The organism is Patulibacter sp. NPDC049589, assembly GCF_040675535.1.
In the GTDB taxonomy this organism is placed as follows: Bacteria; Actinomycetota; Thermoleophilia; order Solirubrobacterales; family Solirubrobacteraceae; genus Patulibacter.
Genome location: NZ_JBFAPC010000049.1, coordinates 18527 through 35015 on the forward strand (window position 1 = coordinate 18527; position 16489 = coordinate 35015).

Below are 16489 nucleotides of genomic sequence, written 5' to 3' on the forward strand. Positions count from 1 at the left end.
GGGGGTATCTCCCCCGACTTGGCGCATCGACGGTCTCCCGATCGCCTCTTGAAGGGTGTCCGACACCGGCCATCCCCGACGGGGCGGCCGTGGATCAACGATCAAGGAGCACCCCCATGCACCCCCAGAACGATGAGCACGAGACCACCGATCAGGCACGCACCGGCATCCGCCGTCTGCTGCCGCGCCGCGGGACCGGTCGCACCCGCGCGGTGCTTCTCGGCACCGGCGTCCTGGCCTTCGGAATCGCCCCGCTGACCTACGCTGCGACCGGCGGATCGCTGACCCTCGGGCAGCGCAACGCCGCGAACGCCGAGACCGAGGTCATCGCGACGGAGTCTGCGGGCAACGCCGCCAAGGGCGGGTACTCGACCCGCCAGTCCAACCTGTCGAACAGCGGCGGTGGCGCGATCTACGGGTGCCGCTCGACCGCGAAGACGGCCCCGAACGACCAGAAGAACCCCTGCCTGCGGGCGAACAACCTCTCCAGCGGGCTCGCGTTCGAGTTCCGGGCGACGAAGGGCACCGTCGCAGGCGACATCAGCGTCGCCAACGGCGGCGACGGCACGAAGCCGTTCACCACGAACGCCACCGGCGTCGCGACCGGTCTGAACGCCGACCGCGTCGACGGACTGAACGCCGAGGACATCGCGAAGGCCACCCAGGCCATCGCCGACAAGGCGGCGACCGACAAGGCCGCGGCCGCGAAGTCGCGCTGGGCGCTCGTCAACGAGAAGGGCGAGATCGAGGAGCAGTCCGGCGGCCTGAAGGTCATCGACTGCTACACGACGAACGACAACTGCTACATCGACACCGGTGCCTCGGCTGCCGGTCACGGCATCTCGGCGACGATCGCGCTGCAGAACCAGGTCGACGTCGACGGCACCGCCGGTGCGGACGCCAACTTCTCCGGTGAGGTCTCCGCCGCCCGCTGCCAGGTGGCGAACGTCGTCGCCTGCGCCCCCGACGGCGCGAAGAACGAGAACGCGATCGTCGTGAGCCCGCGCAACAGCGACGGCACGGCGACGGCCGCCGGCTCTCGCAAGCGCTTCTACGTCGAGATCACGGGCTGAGCCAGGCCCCGACGCGCCGAAGGCGAGGCGGCCAGCGCATGGTCGCCTCTCCTTCGGCGCGCGACCGCGCCGTGCGCCTGCCATCCCGCATGAACCCCGGGGCACCGGACGGCCGCTCGCGGGAGCACCGCGTCCTGCGGACGGTCGCCTTGGCGCTCGTCGCGCCGCTGGCCGTCGCCTTCCTGCGACGGTGGTCCGCGTCGGTCCGGCGCGGCCGGCCGCACGTGGCGAGCCCTTGCCGGACGGCCCTTCCGCCCTCGCGCACGCGGCACCGGTCCGCGACGCTCGCCGGCCGCCGCCGGCGCCTCGACCACCCCGCGTGCGACGAGCCGCGCGAGCACGCCGGGGGCGTCCCGTCCGACCGCCGCCACGGGCGTCGCCGCCGCCACGGTCCCCGGCGTCGCGGCCCGCGCGGACGCCGCGACGGGCGGTCCCGGTGACGCGGCCGGTCGTCGTCCCCGTCCGAGGCCCGATGATGCCGTCCATGCGCCGACCGACGTGGATCCTCTTCGATCTCAACGGGACGCTCACCGACCCGGGGCCGCTCGGTGCTCCGTGGGACCGGCCCGACCTCGGCCTCCGGATCCTCGGCGACGCGGTGCGCGGCGGCATGACCGACGCGCTGACCGGGGGCGTCCGCCCGTTCGCCGACCACCTGCGGGCCGCCCTGGCGGTGGTCGCGGCGCAGGAAGGACTCGACCCTGCGGGGATCCACGAGGCGACGGAGCACGCGCGGGCGCTGCCGGCCTGGCCCGACGCCCTGCGCGCCCTCGAGACCCTGCGGCGGGGAGGCTTCCGGCTCGCGGTCCTCACCAACTCCGGGGCTCGGGCGGGCCGGGCGACCCTCCTCTCCGCCGGGCTGCTCGACCTCTTCGACGCGGTGCTCGGCGTCGACGCGGTCGGGACGTTCAAACCCGACCGGCGGACCTACGACCACGCGGTGGCCGAGCTGGGCTGCTCCCCGGGGGAGGTCCTCCTGGTCGCCGCGCACGCGTGGGACGTCGCCGGCGCGCACGCCGCCGGTCTCCGGACCGCCTGGGTGGCCCGCGGCGAGGTCGTCCGCCTGGAGACGACCCCGACGCCGGAGCGGGTCGGGACGGATCTCCGGGAGATCGCGGCGGGGCTGCTGGCGCTCTGATCTCGGGATCCGCGCCGGCGTCGTCGCCGGCGCACGAGGGTCCGGGCCGGTCACGCCACCGGCGACCGATGGCCCCGGCCGGTGTCACCACCGGTGCGCGAGGGCCCCGGCCTACGTCACCACCGCTGTCCGACCCGGGCGCTCCTCGAGGTCGAGAGGACCGCGCCGTTCCCGTCGAGGGCCTGGACGGCGACGATGCTGTCGTTGCCGGGGTAGCGCAGGAGCGTCTCGAACCCGTTGCGCGCGACCGTCCGCCGCGGCGTGAGGCGGCTGGCCGTCGAGCCGCCGAGGACCCGCCAGGACGCGACGGTCGTGGCGCCGTTCCACGAGACGCGGACAGCGGTGCTCCGGCCGCTCCGGCGCGCGGCGGCCTTCGGCGGGCTCGTCGGCTGCGCGGTCCACGGCAGCCGGTAGGCGCGGTAGGTCTCGACGTTGCGGTTGGTGAAGGATGCTTCGAACTGCACCGCACCGGTCGCGGAGAACTCCGTGAGGTTCGTGGCGGTGCCGCCCCAGCCCATGAGGACGTCGCCGCCTGGCAGGGCCTGCAGGTTGCCCTGGCTCGGCGACAGCTGCGACTTCGGGTTGGTCCACTGCCGCAGGAGACTGACGGTGCGGGCGGACTCGTCGACCTTCAGCTGCACACCGCGCGTTTCCTTGCCCGGTGCGGGCTCGTCGGCGTTGTTGTCGAACACGGTGAACGTGCCGTCGCCCTGCGGCTCCGCGTCGTGTTGCCAGGCCGTCCGGGTCCCCGGCCCCATCGCGAAGTCCGACTTCTTGCCGCCCAGGCGCCAGAGCAGTCTGCCCGTGCCGCGCTCGAGCTTGTAGAGCGCGTGGGCGGCGCGCGAGGACACGACGACGTTGCCGTCGGTGTCCAGGTTGACGGAGTTCAGGTGCAGGTAGTCGTACGGGAACGCGGCGCGCCGGGGGACGACGTCGTAGGACTCGGTGGGCGCGATGTCGTCGTTGGCGACCCACTCCCAGAGCAGCTCGCCGGTCGCGATGTCGACCTCCTGGACGGTGTTCTCCATCGCCAGGTCGTTCTTCTTGCCGCCCTTCACACTGCGGAGGTCCTGGCGGACTATCCGGTAGGTGTCGATCAGGGCGGTGTTCTGCGGAGTGATGGTGAACTCGTGGAAGTCCATCTTGCGGCCGCCGGCGGCCTCGACCGTCGCGATCGGGTGGTACCGCGCGTCGTAGACGACGCCATGTCCCTCGCCGTAGCCGCGCTTGGCGACGCCCTGCCACCAGGTGAGGACCGGCTCGCCGCGGTAGGTCTGGGCCCGGAAGTCGAGGACCGTCTGGCCGGTCTTCACCGGTTGGAAGTAGACGAGCTGCCCGGTGTCGTCGTAGATCATCGGGCCACGTTGCTCGTCGCCGCCCTTGGGCGCGACGAAGAGCGAGCCGGGTGCCACGGCGGACGGCTTCGTGGTCACGCGGACCGACGGCGGCGTCAGGTCCGGACGACTCGGGAACGACTGGGACGCGGTCGCGGCGGCCGGGGCGGCCGCGGCGAGCAGGACGGTCGCGGCCGCCACCGCGTGGCGGGTCCGGAGCATCGGGGAGGGCGGGATTCTACGCATCGGGACCTCGGGGGGAAGGGAGCGGAGCCGGCCCCACCGTCCGTGCGACGGGGCCGGTCCGGCGGTGATCGGGCGTTGGAACCCCGGGCCGCCGGGGAAGTTGTGGTCGGCTGGCCGTCCGACTCACGAACCCCGCCATTCGGGTGGTCGGTGGGGCTCGATGGCGCATCGACGCTTCGGCCGGGCCGTTGAAGCACGCACAGGGCGCTCGCTCGTGAGGCCGCTGAACGCCTGATGCAGGTGACCTCGGTGCCGCCGGACAGGGCACCGCTCCGACCGCTTTGGCCCGGTTGGTGAGCGTGGACGTGCCACGTTCGCCTTACCGCGTACGAGGCCGTCCGGCGCTCACCCGCGACGTTGCCCGACGCCCTAGCTCCCGACCGAAGGACCGACCATGCCCGCACGCACCCCATCGCCCTCCGCTGTCCGACGACTCGTGGCGACGGCCGCCGTCGTCACCGCCGCAGCCGGCGCCGCCGCGCCCGCGCACGCCGGGACCACCTGGGGGATCGCCGACCAGAAGCCCCAGACGTTCACGACCCCGGCGTTCTCGCAGCTCCGCGACGCCGGCATGAAGACGGCGCGCTACACCGTCCGCTACGACGCGCTCCGCTACGCGCGCAACTCGCGGCTGAAGTTCCATGCGCAGAACCTCGACGCCTGGCTCACCGCCGCCCGGGCGGCCCACGTCCGTCCGCTCGTGACGTTCTGGGTCACCGCGTCGAGCTCCCGGTCGCTGAAGCGCCGGATCTCGCCGGCGCGCTTCCGCACCGAGTTCCGGCGGTTCCGCAAGGCCTACCCGTGGGTCCGGGACTTCTCGCTCTTCAACGAGCCGAACCTGGCGGGCCCGTTCAAGCACGACCCCGCGGCGCTCGGGCGGCTCTACCGGACGATCAGCAAGGACCTGCGCCACTGCGGGAGCTGTCGTCTGCTCGTCGGCGACCTCAACCTGACGTCCGGGCGGGAGGCGGCCTCCTACGCCCTCAAGGTCCGCCGGGCGGCGAAGATGCCGATCCGCCTCTGGGGCCTCAACAACTACAACGACGTCAACGACCGGCGCTCGACGCAGACCTCGCAGTTCCTCCGCTCCTCGGCCGTGAAGCACTCCAAGGTCTGGATCACGGAGTCGGGCGGCGTCTACTCGCGTAAGGCGTCCTCGGAGCGGCGCAACCCCTTCCTCGCCCAGCGCCGGAAGGCGACGAGCGACAGCGCCCGCGAGAAGTACCAGTACGACGCGACGCGCTACCTGCGGACCATCGCGCGGCGCTATCGGCGCCAGATCCAGCGGGTCTACGTCTACCAGCTGCAGTCGGAGCCCAACCCGACCTGGGTGCCCGGTACGCGCAACCACTCCTGGGACTCCGGGCTGCTCGACCCCCGCGGACAGGAGCGGCGGTCGTTCGGCTACCTGATCCGTCACGTCCTGTAGCCCGCGACGCCACGAAGGAGGACGCCGATGCACACGACCCGCACGGCCGGCGCGATCGCGACCGCTCTCACCATCGTCTCTATCTGCCCTGCTCCCGCCTTTGCCGACGGCGGGAGCGGGGGGCTACAGGCCGACCCGGCAACCGGTCGCTCCGCGCCGCCGGCACCCCGGATCCGCGTGACCGCGGCGGTGACCCTCACCCGGTCGCAGACCCGCAGCGTCCAGCGCCGCATCCACGTCCACCCCGACGGGCGGATCGGGCGGCGGACGCGCCGGGCGATCCGCCGGTACCAGTCGCGCCACGAGCTGATGCGGACCGGGCGCCCCAACCTCCAGACCCTCCGGGCGATGACGCTGCGCTTCGCGGAGGTGATCGCTGCCCGCATGGCCCGGGAGGCCGCTGCGGCCGCCGCGGGCGGGACCTTCCCGATCGGGGGGCCGTGGCGACACGGGGGGCCGGCGACCGGTTTCCACGCCCGAGGCGGCGCACACCAGGGGGTCGACCTCTTCGCGGCGTGCGGGACGCCGTTGGTCGCCGCGACGGCCGGCACCGTGAAGACCCGGAAGTTCGAGGCTCGGGCCGGCCACTACGTCGTGCTCACGGGGACTCCGAGTGGCGAGGACCAGGTGTACATGCACCTGCGAGCCCGGTCGCCGTTGGCCGTCGGCGATGCGGTCCGGGCCGGCACCCCGCTGGGCGCCGTCGGCGACACGGGCGACGCCGACGGGTGCCACCTGCACCTCGAGCTGTGGACCGCGCCGGGCTGGTACGCCGGCGGTCGCCCGTACGACCCGACCGCGGCCCTCCAGGGGTGGGCGGCGGCCGCGGGCAACCCCGCGCAGGCACCGTGATGCATCCGAACGCGCCAACCTGACGTTGTAAGGGTGAACCCGATTGCGCGTCTCCGATGCGCGGAACAGGAGAGCCTCATGGCTCAGGACCCCGACGTCTCGACCCCCCTCTACGACATCATCGACCGGCAGCACGAGCACCTCTCCGCGAGCTCGCGGCGGAGCCTCGTCAAGGGCACCGCGGCCGCGATCGGCGGCCTCGGGCTGTTCGGCATGATGTCCGGCACCGCTGACGCGGCGACCACGGGTGACAACTCGCCCGAGAGCATCGCCTCCGTCGCGGCGACCGCCGAGGTGCTCGCCACGATCGTCAACACGGTCGGCCCCGAGAAGCTCGGCGACAAGCTCGACCCGGTCACGAAGCTGAACATCCAGGCCGCGGCGCAGCAGGAGAAGAACCACTACGAGTTGCTGACGTCCTCGACCGTCGGCGGCACCGCCGTCACGAAGACGATCTACGTGCCCGACGAGGTCTTCGCGTCGAAGGAGAACCTGCTCAAGACCCTCGTGGTCGGCGACCAGATCTTCATCAACGCCTACCTCATCGCCACCACGGTGTTCGCGCGCCGCGGCGACCTCATGGGGTCCCGCTTCTCGCGCTACACGGCGGAGATCATGGCCACCGAGGCCGTCCACCGTGCGCTCGCGCTGCAGTCGCTCGGTCAGCTCGGCAACGACCGCGTGTACGCGAAGTTCTCGCAGAAGGAGGAGACCCCGGGGATCCTGACGACGAACTTCAAGGGCTTCCAGAACGTCACCAACGCCGTCGGCCGGCTGGAGGCTGCGGGGTTCGGCTTCGGCAAGCCCGGGTCCAAGCCCGGCCAGGCGTACGAGTACGACGTGGTCTCCGCCCGCACGCCCACGGTTCCGGGGGTGAACACGATCGCCGTCGCCTGAGCGCAGGGCCTCAGCCGGATCCCGTCGCGTCGGGGGACGCGCGGGATGCGGGACGCGTGGTCGGCCGCTCCCCGCCGGGTGGCGAGGGTTCTCGAGCGGCCGGCCCGCACCGGACGAGACGGCCCCGCGACTGCGGGGCCGTCTCGGCGTCGGCGCAGCGTGTGCTCTGCCGAAGGGTGCGTCGCGGCGACGTCCGCTCCTCGACGTCGCCCGACGGCCCGCGGTCCGACAGGCGGCGGTCGTCGTCGCCGATCGCGCAGGACCTCAGAGGTCCCAGGGCACGGTGGCCTGGAGCACCGCCGCGTCGAGGGCGCCGCTGCGGAGTCCGGTGATCTCCTGGTACTCCGGGTCCGCGACCATCGCGCTGAACGCGGCGCGGGAGGGGTAGCGCACGAGCAGCACGGTGTCCCAGTCCCAGTCCTCCGGGGCGACGAGGCTCGTGTGGGTGTCACCGACGTAGACCACCTCGGCGCCCACGCGCTCGAGGAAGGGCGCGATCCGCGTCGCGTACTCCCGGTACGCGTCCGCGCCGTCGTCCTTCAGTCGCAGCATGTTGAGCATGACGACCGGGCCTCCCGGATCCTCCTCCAGGTACCGCTTCAGGTCTCGGCCGGTCGGGTCCACGGGCATCCGGCGATCGTAGCCCGCCGCCGGCAGGCACAGGCGGCGGGTGCACCCCGCCAAGGCGCCGCCGGGCTAGAGCGACCGGTACCGCGCGTCGGCGGCCAGCTCGTCGGTCGCATGGCGCTGCACGAGTTCCTCGAGCGCGGCCAGCCGGTCGTGCGCGGCGACGAACAGCGGCAGCAGCTCCTCGCCGGCCGGGGTCAGCTCGACGTTCGCGGGCAGCCCGTCGAAGAGCGCGACCGCGACGCGCTGCTCGAGCTTGCGCAGCCGCCGGAGCACCGCGGAGCTCGAGATCCCGAGATGCTTCGCCGTTTCGGACACGTCGCGGGTCCGGGCGGCGACGACCATCGCCTCGAGGTCGATCAGGGTGAGCGGGTACGGCTGGGACCGACGGACGCCGGGCTGCCCCGCCAAGCGCGCCGAACCCCGTGCGCTCATCGTGGGTGCGGGCAGGTGGCCTTCGGGCGTCCCATGCTCGGAGTATGGACCCCGCGGGCCGCGTCAGCGCAGCGTCGCCGACGCGCCGGCGACGCTCACGGGCTCGGACGACCGATTCCCGGTGAGGGCAAGGGCTGGATCGGCGGTCCCGGGGTCCGGGCTCGGGCCGACGCCGGGGCCGTCGTCGTCCGGGTCCCGGAGGGTGCTCACGGGGCGCGCCGTCGGCGGCGCGGTGGCCAGGACGGGATCGGCGTGCGCCGTCGTCTTGCGATGGAGCCACCAGGCGAGCAGGCCGACGAGGACCGGGACGCCGATGATCGCGGCGGGCGGGACGTCCGCGCCGGCCTTCTTCAGCACTCCGAGCGCGCTTCCCAGCAGCACGCAGGCGAGCAGCGGGCGCAACGCGTTCGCGGGCACGCGGAGGATGAAGTGCGTCCCGATCAGGACGCCGGGGATCGAGCCGATCAGGATGTTGGCCATCAGACCGAGGTCGACGTTGCCCGACGCCCAGTGGGCGAGGCCGGCAACCCACAGCAGGATCGCACCGTGGAAGACGTCGGTGCCGACGACGCGGTGCGGGGTGAGCCGGAAGAGGAAGATCAGCACGAGCCCGATGAGCGCGCCGGAGCCGACGGACGTCGCGCCGACGAGCAGGCCGAGGCTCAGGCCGGTCGCGACGGCCTGAGCGCGTCCCCGCGGCGTCAGGTCCACGGTGTGCCGCTCGCGCGCCACCGCCGCGCGCATGAAGAGGGCGCGATACAGGGTGGCGAGGCCGACGACGACCAGCGCCGCGGCGATGCCGACGAGCAGCCAGGTGTCGACCTCCTCGCCCCACCGGTCGTGCACCGCGTTGATCAGGACGACGCCGATCAGCGCGCCGGGGACCGAGCCGACGGCGAGCCACCGAGAGATCCCGAGGTCGACGGTCCCGCTGCGCAGGTGCCGCCAGCCGCCGAGCGTCTTGGTGATCGCGCCGTAGGCGAGATCGGTGCCGATGGCCATCACGGGCGGGACGCCGGCGAACAGCACCAGCAGCGGGGTCATCAGCGAGCCGCCACCGATGCCGGTGAGGCCGATCAGGATGCCGACGCCGAGGCCGAACGCGATGACGAGCGGGTCGAGCACGAAGCGCACACGATACCCGATCCGATTTATGGGCTTGGCCGGCCCGGCCGCGTCGGCCTATGGACGACGGCCGTCGGGCGGCTCGAGATTGCCGGTCGCCCGGCAGCCGCCGGACGGCTCAGGGCTTCGTGGCGAAGAAGATGATCATCGGGATCAGCATCGCGACGACCCCGAAGCCGCAGACCACGAAGAACAGGGACGCGAGACGGCGCAGGACGAGGTTGGCGTTGCGCAGGTCGTTCATCGATCAACCGCAGCGCGATTCGACTTACGTTGTAAGGTGCGGCCGGTGATCGAGTCCTCTCCTCGCGCCCGCCGGCCCCGAACGCTCCGCGCCCCGGTGACGTGGGGCTGGGCCGGCCACCGCCGGCTGGTCCTCCTCGCGCTGGTGATCGGCCTGGGCGGCGGGGTCGGCGCGATCCTGTTCCGGGAGCTGATCGTCGGCGTCACGCAGCTCGCCACGGGGCATCACGACTACGCCGGCCTGGGGCGCGTGGCCAACCCGCAAGTCCCCTCTCTCGGTCCGTGGTTCGTGGTGGTCGTGCCGGTGCTCGGTGGCCTGGTCTACGGGCCGCTGCTCGCGTTCTTCGCACCCGAGGCCCGCGGGCACGGCGTCCCCGAGGTGATGCTCGCCGTCGCCCGGGACGGGGGCCGGATCCGGCCGCGCGTGGCCGTCGTCAAGGCACTCGCATCGGCGACGTGCATCGGCACGGGAGGGTCGGTCGGCCGCGAGGGGCCGATCGTGCAGATCGGCTCGGCGCTCGGCTCGGCCCTGGGGCAGCGCGCCCGGCTCTCCGAGGACGACCTGCGCCTCCTCGTCGGCTGCGGCGCGGCCGCCGGGATCTCGGCGACGTTCAACACCCCGATCGCGGGCGTCTTCTTCGCGATGGAGGTCGTCCTCCGCCGCGTCGACGCCGCATCGTTCGGTCTCCCGGTGCTCTCGTCCGTCGTCGCGGCCGCGATCGGGCGGGCCGCGTTCGGCGACGACCCGTTCCTCTCGCTCCCGGCCGTGCACCTCGAGTCGGTGGCGGACTACGCCCTCTTCGCCGGGCTCGGGGCCGCGGCGGCCGTCGTCGGCACCGGGTTCGTGCGAACCCTCTACGGCATCGAGGACCTCGCCGACCGCGTGTGGCGCGGCCCCGCGTGGGCCCGGCCCGTCGCCGGTGGCCTGGTGCTCGGCCTGATGTTGCTCGCGCTGCCGGAGCTCTACGGCGTCGGCTACCCCGTGCTGACGCGGGTCGTCGAGGGCCACGACGCGCTGGGGTTCGTGCTCCTGCTGCTCGTCGCCAAGGCCGTCGCGACGAGCACCACGATCGCGATCGGCGGCTCCGGCGGGGTGTTCGCGCCGTCGCTCTTCATCGGCGCGATGCTCGGCTCCGCGTTCGGCCGGGTCGGCCACCTCGTCCTCGGCGGCGCGATGGCGGCGTCGAGCGCCTACGGCGTGATCGGGATGGGGGCCGTCTTCGCCGCCTGCTCCCGCGCGCCGATGACGGCGGTCCTGATCCTCTTCGAGCTGACCGGCGACTCCGGGGTGATCCTTCCCGCGATGCTCGCGATCGTCGTCGCCGTCGCGGCCGCCCGGACCCTCAGCAGGGACGACATCTACACGCTCAAGCTCCGCCGCCGCGGGATCGACATCGACGCGCCGCGGCTGTCCGCGGACGGCGCGGCGACGGCATCGGAGTCGAGCCCCGGCGCCGCGGTGCCGCGGCCCATCGAAGCCGCCCTTGGGGACGAAGACCGGACGACCCGATGACCGTCGGACGTCGCCTCACCGAGAGCGGCGTCGACCGCGACCGCGACCGACGGCACCGGCCCGGGTCGGACCCGGGGTGGCAACCCTTGGAGCGGTACTGCCGTCGCTTGGTCCTGCTCGTCCTCGTCGCGGCGCTGTCGCTTGCCGCACCTGCGTGTCGAACGTCACCAGATCGAGAGCGGCGTCGTCCCCGAATCGAGAGGGGACGGAAGCGTCAGCCGACCTCGGTCGCCGCGGCGAGGAGTCGCCCGCGTTCGAGGGCGCGGTAGACCGTGGAGCGCCCGACATTGAAGAGCTCGGCGAGCTCGGCCGGGTTCTTCTCGCCGGCGCGGTGGAGTTGGACGAGGTGACGCTCTTGGCTGACGGAGAGCTTGGGTTTGCGGCCGCGGAGCTTGCCGGCGGCTCGTGCGACTTCGAGGCCTTCGCGGGTGCGCATGCGAATGAGGTCGGACTCGAACTCGGCGACCATCGCCAGGACGTTGAAGAGGAGCCGGCCGACGGGGTCCGTGGGGTCGTGGACGGATCCGCCGAGGTTGAGTTTCACCCTCCGGGTCGTGAGCTCGTCAACGATGTCGCGCGCGTCGGCGAGCGAGCGCGCGAGACGATCGAGCTTCGTGACGACGAGCATGTCGCCGTCCCGACAGGCGGCGAGGGCCTCGCGGAGGCCCGGCCGAGCGCGGTTGGTGCCAGTCAGGCCGTGATCGACGTAGATCCGCTCGGGCTCGACCCCGAGCGCCTGAAGTGCGTTGCGCTGGGCGGTCAGCTCTTGCGCGGCGGTCGAGACGCGCGCATAGCCGATCTTCATTTCGCTCACGTGCCGAAGTGTGCCGTATGACGCCCGCTCAATGGGAATCAAATCGGACGGGTCTATCGGGACGACCGGTCATCAGTCTCCACCGGGGACCGTCGATCACGGATCCTCGCCCCGGCTGCCGTTCGGCTATCCGGACAACCTCGCGGGGTCGGCGCACGCCTCGAAATGGGTCGTCGGGTAGGCCTCGATCAAAGCGTTACGGAGTTGCACCTATGGCAAAGACGATCTGTTCGTCACCAGAATGAGTGACGTCGAGCGGCGCCTCGGCGGGCAGGGCACCCCGTCGACCGCGCGGCGATGACCGATGGAGTCGCCATGGACATCGAGGCGCTGCCGCCGCCGAGGGACGCGGTTCACCCGTCGCGCAGGTCTGCGCCGGCGCGGATGAGCATGGGGCGCACGGTCGCCCATCGAGCGCACAGGCCCTCGGGTGTGGTGACGGGCCCTACGAGAAGAAGGCCCTTCATCGTGGCCAGCACGAGCTCGACGTAGGCCGAGAGCCGCTCGGGGTCCGTGTCCGGGGGGTACGCGCGCTGCATCGCGCTCAGCGTCGCCTGGATGTGCTCTCGGTCGAACTCCGCGACGACGGGTGTCAGGTCGTCGTCGGACCACGCGGCACACCAGACCTGGCCGATCGCGGTGCCGCGTGGTCCGCGGAGTTGGTCCCACAGATGGTCGAGGATCGCTGCGCCGCTGCCGTCGTCGGATGGGAGGTCCGCGGCGCGCGCCTCGACCTCGTCGACGATCAGGCGACAGAGCGTCGTCATCGCCGCGGTGAGCAACAGGCCTCGGGTGGCGAAGTAGTGCATGACCGATGCCTGCGACACGCCGGCGCGCTGGGCCACCGACCGGGTCGTCAGCGCGACGTACCCGTCCTGTGCCAACGCCTCGACCGCCGCGGCGACGATGCTCGCCCGGGTCGCGGCGCGACGCTCCTCCTGCGTCGGCCGGCGCCGCTCTTTGGCCGCAGGCGCAGTCATTGAATGCAAGCTACCAGCGACGCTGGTCGCGAGATCAGCATTTACTGGTCGCGCGATCAAGATGTCTTGTTCTAGTGATCATCAACATGTACGGTCGAAACATGACGAACTCGAACAACGCGACGGACACCTCTTCCGTGACCGAGGACGAGGATGCGGTGGACCGCGTCCGGACCACCGACCTCGCCAGTCGGGCGCTCGCCGTCCTGCTGGTCGCCGCGACCGTCGTCGTGGCGATCGCAGCGACCGTCGGGTGGACGGTGTGGGTGACCGGGTTCCTTCCCGGACTGGGGTACGTGACCGTGCCGGCGTGCCTCTACGTGCTCTCGATCGCACTGATCCCGCTTCTCGGAATCGCCCACCGCCTCTGGGTCAGCGGCGACGTCGTCGCTCGCGCCGAGACGGCGAAGCGCCACGAACGCGATCGCCTTCGCACCACCCTGCTGCACGCCGACACACCGTCGCCCGCCGGCCGGAAGAAGACGACGCACGCCTACGAGCTTCCCGAGGACTTCTTCCGCGGCGAGAGCGACGACGACGTGCGTCGCCGCCGCCAACAGGACCTCAAGGCCTAGGCCCCGGCGTGGGGGCCAGTCGTGCGGTTCTGGCCGTCCTCTGCCTCGCAGCGTTCACGATCAACGTCGCGACGTCGATCGCGTACGTGTCGCTGCCGACGCTGACGAGGGAGATCGACGCGTCCTCGCGCGACCTGCTCTGGATCGTCGACGCGTTCAATCTCGCGTTCGCGGCGTTCGTCCTGGCCGCGGGATCGCTGAGCGACCGTTTCGGTCGCAAGGGCGCGCTGGTCGCGGGCCTGGCGGTCTACGTCGTCGCGTCGGCGCTGTGCGCGTGGAGCGACTCGGCCGGGGAGCTCATCCTGTGGCGGTTCGTGGCCGGGTTCTCCGCGGCGATCATCTTCCCGACGACGCTGTCGATCATCTCCAACGTCTTCACCGATCGGAAGAAGCGTGCGAAGGCGATCGGCTACTGGGACACCGTGGTGCGCTTGCCCACGGGCCATCGAAGGGCTGATGGCAGCGCGGCAGCGGTTGGTATGACATGACTTCGTCATGACTCTTGGAGTGTCGTCTGGCGTGACCTCGTTGCCGCGGCTCAGCGTGCGGGTCGGAGTGACGTGGGCAGGGCGGGACCTTGGGTCGTTCTGGACGCTCGTCGATGCGCTGGAGACCGGCGGGTGGGATTCGCTCTGGCTGCCCGACCTCGCGCCCTTGGGCGGCATCGCACCTCTTCCGCTGCTCGCTGCTGCTGCGGCTCGGACGACCCGTTTGAAGCTCGGCACCAATGCGCTCGTTCTTAGCGCCGGGAACCCGGTGATGGCGGCCCGGGAGTTGGCGGCGATCGACGCGATCTCGGCGGGCCGGCTGCTGCCGACTGCGGCTCTCGGGTTGCAGCGCACCCGAGAGCGGGAGGCCATGGGCGTCCCGAAGGACGAGCGTGCTGCGCGGCTGGAGGAGGCGGTTGACGTTGTCAGGGCGCTATGGACGGGAGAGCCGGTGACGCACGATGGGCGGTTCTGGTCCTTCTCGGATGTCCAGTTGTCGCCGCGCCCGTCGCGGCCGAAGCTCGAGATGTGGCTCGGGGCGAGGTCGGATGTCGCGTTGCGTCGTGTCGGGCGTATCGGAGATGGTTGGCTCGCCGCTGGGGTTGGGCCCGAGCGGTTGCGGGAGGGGGTTGCGACGATCCGCGCGGCGGCCGCGGAGGCGGGGCGCACGATTGACGAGGACCATTACGGGGCGACGATCCATGCGGTGCGGGAGCCCGATGGCCTCGGGACGGGGCAGCACCGCATGCTGGCAAGCCAGAAGGACGTCGAGGCAGAGGACCACATCGCGCACGGCATCGATGCGGTCCGCGTGCTGCTGGAGAGGTTCATCGCGGCTGGGGCCACGAAGTTCGTTCTCATCCTGCACGCCCGCGACGCTCCCGGCTGGCTGCGGGAGCTCCGCGAGGTCATCGACCCGCTCGAGGCGGCAGGCGCGCCAGCGCCGAGCGGAGACATCTCGGGTTGACGCCCGAGGCACGCGAGCAGAGCCCCCGCACGCGTCCTGCGGACGAGACGCCGCTGGTGATGAGCGAGCGCCGCGATCGAAGGCCGAGCAGAGCCGATCTTTCGGCGCTCGCCCCACCGGGCGGCGCTCGTTCTCGGCGCCAGAGTTGTGCCGGTCTCGCCGGCCGGCCAGGGCCTCTCCGGCAGCCGGTGAGACGGCCTGAGCTTCAGCCGTCGGTGTCGCCGTCGGCCGAGATCGTCCTCGCCGAAGCGTGGGCGTATGAGGTGATGGCGGTCATGGTGCTTCTCATGGCCTGGACGGACTCGCCACCCGCCACCACGTCATCGCCTTCGACAACCGCGGCGTCGGCGGCTCGGGCGGCAAGGTCCCCCACACCGTCGCGGCCATGGCCACCGACGCCATCGCCGTCATTCGCGCGCTCGGCCACCACCGCATCGACCTCCTCGGGTTCTCCCTCGGCGGCGGCGTCGCGCAGGAGGTCGCCCTGGCCGAGCCGCACCTCGTGCGGCGTCTCATCCTCACCGGCACCGGGCATCGCGGCGGCGGCGGCCTGACGAAGATGCCGCTGATCGTCGGCGGCGCCTACCTGAAGGCCGCACTCCGGCGCGTCGACCCCCGCCACTTCCTCTTCTTCCCCCGCACCCCCGCCGGCAAGAACGCCGCCGAGGCCTACATCGCCCGCCTCGACGAGCGCACCCCGACCGACCGCGTCCCGGGAATCTCCCAACAGGCGCGGCTCGCGCAGCTCGCCGCGATCCGCGAGAGCGGCCTCGGTACGCCGCACGACCTGGGCCGGATCACGCAGCCGACGTTCATCGCCAACGGCGAGGACGACGTCATGGTCGCCACGAGCCAGTCCCGTGCGCTCGCCGAGCAGATCCCCGACAGCCGCCTGACGATCTACCCCGACTCCGGCCACGGCGGCATCTTCCAGTACCACGAGCAGTTCGTCACCGAAACCCTCGACTTCCTCACCGAAGACCAGACGCCCACAGCGACCTGACCGCACCGCTCATCGCGCGCTGTCCCCCTGCCGGCGAGCGCAATATCTACGCCCCCACGCGTCGTCGCCGCTATCGCGGTGTCCGGTGCGCTCGCCGTCTTCGTCCTCCTGCGACCCGCCCGGGCGCAGACCACAACCACCGAGTAAGGCCTCGCATGACTGATGCCCCTGACCTGTCCCTCTCCGCCGCCGGCGCGTTCCTGAAGGGCGCCGGGCTTGAGACGACCGTGGCCACCGGCGACGAGGTCGTCGGCCACATCGACGCCGACGTCGACCACCACACACCGTGGGGGGTCGTGCACGGCGGCGTGTACGCAACCGCGGTGGAGTCCGCCTGCAGCATCGGCGCGTCAGCAGCGGTCCTCGACCGGGAGATGTTCTCCGTCGGCCTCTCGAACCACACCGACTTCATCCGTGCACACACAAAGGGGCGGCTGGACGTGCGGGCCTGGCCCATCCACCAAGGCCGGACGGGCCAGCTGTGGCAGTGCGACGTGACCCGCGAGGACGGCAAGCTCGTCGCGCAAGGCCGCGTGCGCCTGCAGAACGTCCCGATGAAGGGCTGAGGCGCACCGTCCGGGGCCGACCCTGGAAACGTCGCGACCATGCGTCTGATGACCCGTCGTTACAAGCATTCCCGAGCGTCCCGATAGCCGATCCTCATCATCACTCGCAAGACGGATGCGACCACGCGCTCGGGACGACAGCGGTCAAGCTCACGCCTGGCCCTCCGGCGCCGCGCCCAAGCGC

General features: G+C 72.0%; 16 protein-coding genes and 2 pseudogenes. 11 read left to right on the forward strand and 7 right to left on the reverse strand.

Going from position 1 to position 16489, the window contains the following annotated elements; translation table 11 throughout:
* Window positions 1–116 precede the first annotated feature (116 nt).
* Together AB0L40_RS11480 and AB0L40_RS11485 are read left to right on the forward strand one after the other, a co-directional pair.
* Window positions 117–1073 (forward strand): hypothetical protein, encoded by a 957-nt coding sequence (locus tag AB0L40_RS11480; protein WP_364353790.1) that lies wholly within the window; start codon window positions 117–119, stop codon window positions 1071–1073.
* Between the two features lie 484 nt (window positions 1074–1557).
* Complete coding sequence (locus AB0L40_RS11485; protein WP_364353793.1) at window positions 1558–2211, forward strand: haloacid dehalogenase type II; 654 nt, start codon at window positions 1558–1560, stop codon at window positions 2209–2211.
* Between the two features lie 116 nt (window positions 2212–2327).
* Here AB0L40_RS11485 and AB0L40_RS11490 read toward each other — a convergent pair whose 3' ends face one another.
* Window positions 2328–3767, reverse strand: a complete 1440-nt coding sequence (locus AB0L40_RS11490) for an arylsulfotransferase family protein (protein ID WP_364353796.1) — start codon at window positions 3765–3767, stop codon at window positions 2328–2330.
* A gap of 418 nt (window positions 3768–4185) precedes the next feature.
* Here AB0L40_RS11490 and AB0L40_RS11495 point away from each other — a divergent pair, with 418 nt between their 5' ends.
* The 3 genes from AB0L40_RS11495 to AB0L40_RS11505 all read left to right on the forward strand — a co-directional run bounded on the left by AB0L40_RS11495 (window position 4186) and on the right by AB0L40_RS11505 (window position 6969).
* Window positions 4186–5220: a hypothetical protein gene (locus tag AB0L40_RS11495; RefSeq protein WP_364353799.1), complete on the forward strand. Its 1035-nt coding sequence runs from the start codon at window positions 4186–4188 to the stop codon at window positions 5218–5220.
* A 189-nt stretch (window positions 5221–5409) separates the two neighbouring features.
* Window positions 5410–6072 (forward strand): M23 family metallopeptidase, encoded by a 663-nt coding sequence (locus tag AB0L40_RS11500; protein WP_364353802.1) that lies wholly within the window; start codon window positions 5410–5412, stop codon window positions 6070–6072.
* 78 nt (window positions 6073–6150) lie between these two features.
* The gene (locus AB0L40_RS11505; protein WP_364353805.1) at window positions 6151–6969 is read left to right on the forward strand and encodes a ferritin-like domain-containing protein; all 819 of its coding nucleotides are present in this window, start codon (window positions 6151–6153) and stop codon (window positions 6967–6969) included.
* A 264-nt stretch (window positions 6970–7233) separates the two neighbouring features.
* On the opposite strand, the gene AB0L40_RS11510 is transcribed toward AB0L40_RS11505, so the two are convergent.
* The 4 genes from AB0L40_RS11510 to AB0L40_RS11525 form a co-directional block, all read right to left on the reverse strand.
* Entirely contained in the window at window positions 7234–7599 is a 366-nt protein-coding gene (locus tag AB0L40_RS11510; RefSeq protein ID WP_364353808.1) for a DUF1330 domain-containing protein, read from the reverse strand.
* 66 nt (window positions 7600–7665) lie between these two features.
* Complete coding sequence (locus AB0L40_RS11515) at window positions 7666–8031, reverse strand: LysR family transcriptional regulator (protein WP_364353811.1); 366 nt, start codon at window positions 8029–8031, stop codon at window positions 7666–7668.
* Between the two features lie 63 nt (window positions 8032–8094).
* On the reverse strand, window positions 8095–9156 hold the full coding sequence (locus AB0L40_RS11520) for a sulfite exporter TauE/SafE family protein (protein WP_364353814.1): 1062 nt from the start codon (window positions 9154–9156) through the stop codon (window positions 8095–8097).
* Window positions 9157–9274: 118 nt separating this feature from the next.
* Window positions 9275–9400, reverse strand: a complete 126-nt coding sequence (locus tag AB0L40_RS11525; RefSeq protein ID WP_364353817.1) for a hypothetical protein — start codon at window positions 9398–9400, stop codon at window positions 9275–9277.
* A 126-nt stretch (window positions 9401–9526) separates the two neighbouring features.
* Here AB0L40_RS11525 and AB0L40_RS11530 point away from each other — a divergent pair.
* Window positions 9527–10804: pseudogene (locus tag AB0L40_RS11530) on the forward strand (chloride channel protein); the annotation flags it as partial.
* Window positions 10805–11126: 322 nt separating this feature from the next.
* Here AB0L40_RS11530 and AB0L40_RS11535 read toward each other — a convergent pair.
* Entirely contained in the window at window positions 11127–11717 is a 591-nt protein-coding gene (locus AB0L40_RS11535; RefSeq protein ID WP_364353835.1) for a recombinase family protein, read from the reverse strand.
* A 362-nt stretch (window positions 11718–12079) separates the two neighbouring features.
* Entirely contained in the window at window positions 12080–12706 is a 627-nt protein-coding gene (locus AB0L40_RS11540) for a TetR family transcriptional regulator (RefSeq protein WP_364353820.1), read from the reverse strand.
* Window positions 12707–12807: 101 nt separating this feature from the next.
* Here AB0L40_RS11540 and AB0L40_RS11545 point away from each other — a divergent pair, with 101 nt between their 5' ends.
* The 5 genes and pseudogenes from AB0L40_RS11545 (at window position 12808) to AB0L40_RS11565 (ending at window position 16305) form a co-directional block, all read left to right on the forward strand.
* On the forward strand, window positions 12808–13281 hold the full coding sequence (locus AB0L40_RS11545; RefSeq protein WP_364353823.1) for a hypothetical protein: 474 nt from the start codon (window positions 12808–12810) through the stop codon (window positions 13279–13281).
* Window positions 13282–13289: 8 nt separating this feature from the next.
* Window positions 13290–13769, forward strand: a complete 480-nt coding sequence (locus AB0L40_RS11550) for an MFS transporter (RefSeq protein WP_364353826.1) — start codon at window positions 13290–13292, stop codon at window positions 13767–13769.
* A 31-nt stretch (window positions 13770–13800) separates the two neighbouring features.
* A complete protein-coding gene (locus tag AB0L40_RS11555) occupies window positions 13801–14736 on the forward strand; it encodes an LLM class flavin-dependent oxidoreductase (RefSeq protein WP_364353829.1) in 936 nt (311 codons plus the stop codon).
* 286 nt (window positions 14737–15022) lie between these two features.
* Window positions 15023–15739, forward strand: a pseudogene (locus tag AB0L40_RS11560) (alpha/beta hydrolase); the annotation flags it as partial.
* Window positions 15740–15894: 155 nt separating this feature from the next.
* Window positions 15895–16305: a PaaI family thioesterase gene (locus AB0L40_RS11565; protein ID WP_364353832.1), complete on the forward strand. Its 411-nt coding sequence runs from the start codon at window positions 15895–15897 to the stop codon at window positions 16303–16305.
* Window positions 16306–16489 lie beyond the last annotated feature (184 nt).

Coding starts and splice junctions, on each gene's coding strand:
- AB0L40_RS11540 (WP_364353820.1), bottom strand. CDS start 12,706: ATGACTGCGCCTGCGGCCAAAGAGCGGCGCCGGCCGACGCAGGAGGAG.
- AB0L40_RS11510 (WP_364353808.1), bottom strand. CDS start 7,599: ATGCCCGTGGACCCGACCGGCCGAGACCTGAAGCGGTACCTGGAGGAG.
- AB0L40_RS11565 (WP_364353832.1), top strand. CDS start 15,895: ATGACTGATGCCCCTGACCTGTCCCTCTCCGCCGCCGGCGCGTTCCTG.
- AB0L40_RS11525 (WP_364353817.1), bottom strand. CDS start 9,400: ATGAACGACCTGCGCAACGCCAACCTCGTCCTGCGCCGTCTCGCGTCC.
- AB0L40_RS11505 (WP_364353805.1), top strand. CDS start 6,151: ATGGCTCAGGACCCCGACGTCTCGACCCCCCTCTACGACATCATCGAC.
- AB0L40_RS11490 (WP_364353796.1), bottom strand. CDS start 3,767: ATGCTCCGGACCCGCCACGCGGTGGCGGCCGCGACCGTCCTGCTCGCC.
- AB0L40_RS11535 (WP_364353835.1), bottom strand. CDS start 11,717: ATGAAGATCGGCTATGCGCGCGTCTCGACCGCCGCGCAAGAGCTGACC.
- AB0L40_RS11545 (WP_364353823.1), top strand. CDS start 12,808: ATGACGAACTCGAACAACGCGACGGACACCTCTTCCGTGACCGAGGAC.
- AB0L40_RS11495 (WP_364353799.1), top strand. CDS start 4,186: ATGCCCGCACGCACCCCATCGCCCTCCGCTGTCCGACGACTCGTGGCG.
- AB0L40_RS11485 (WP_364353793.1), top strand. CDS start 1,558: ATGCGCCGACCGACGTGGATCCTCTTCGATCTCAACGGGACGCTCACC.
- AB0L40_RS11515 (WP_364353811.1), bottom strand. CDS start 8,031: ATGAGCGCACGGGGTTCGGCGCGCTTGGCGGGGCAGCCCGGCGTCCGT.
- AB0L40_RS11480 (WP_364353790.1), top strand. CDS start 117: ATGCACCCCCAGAACGATGAGCACGAGACCACCGATCAGGCACGCACC.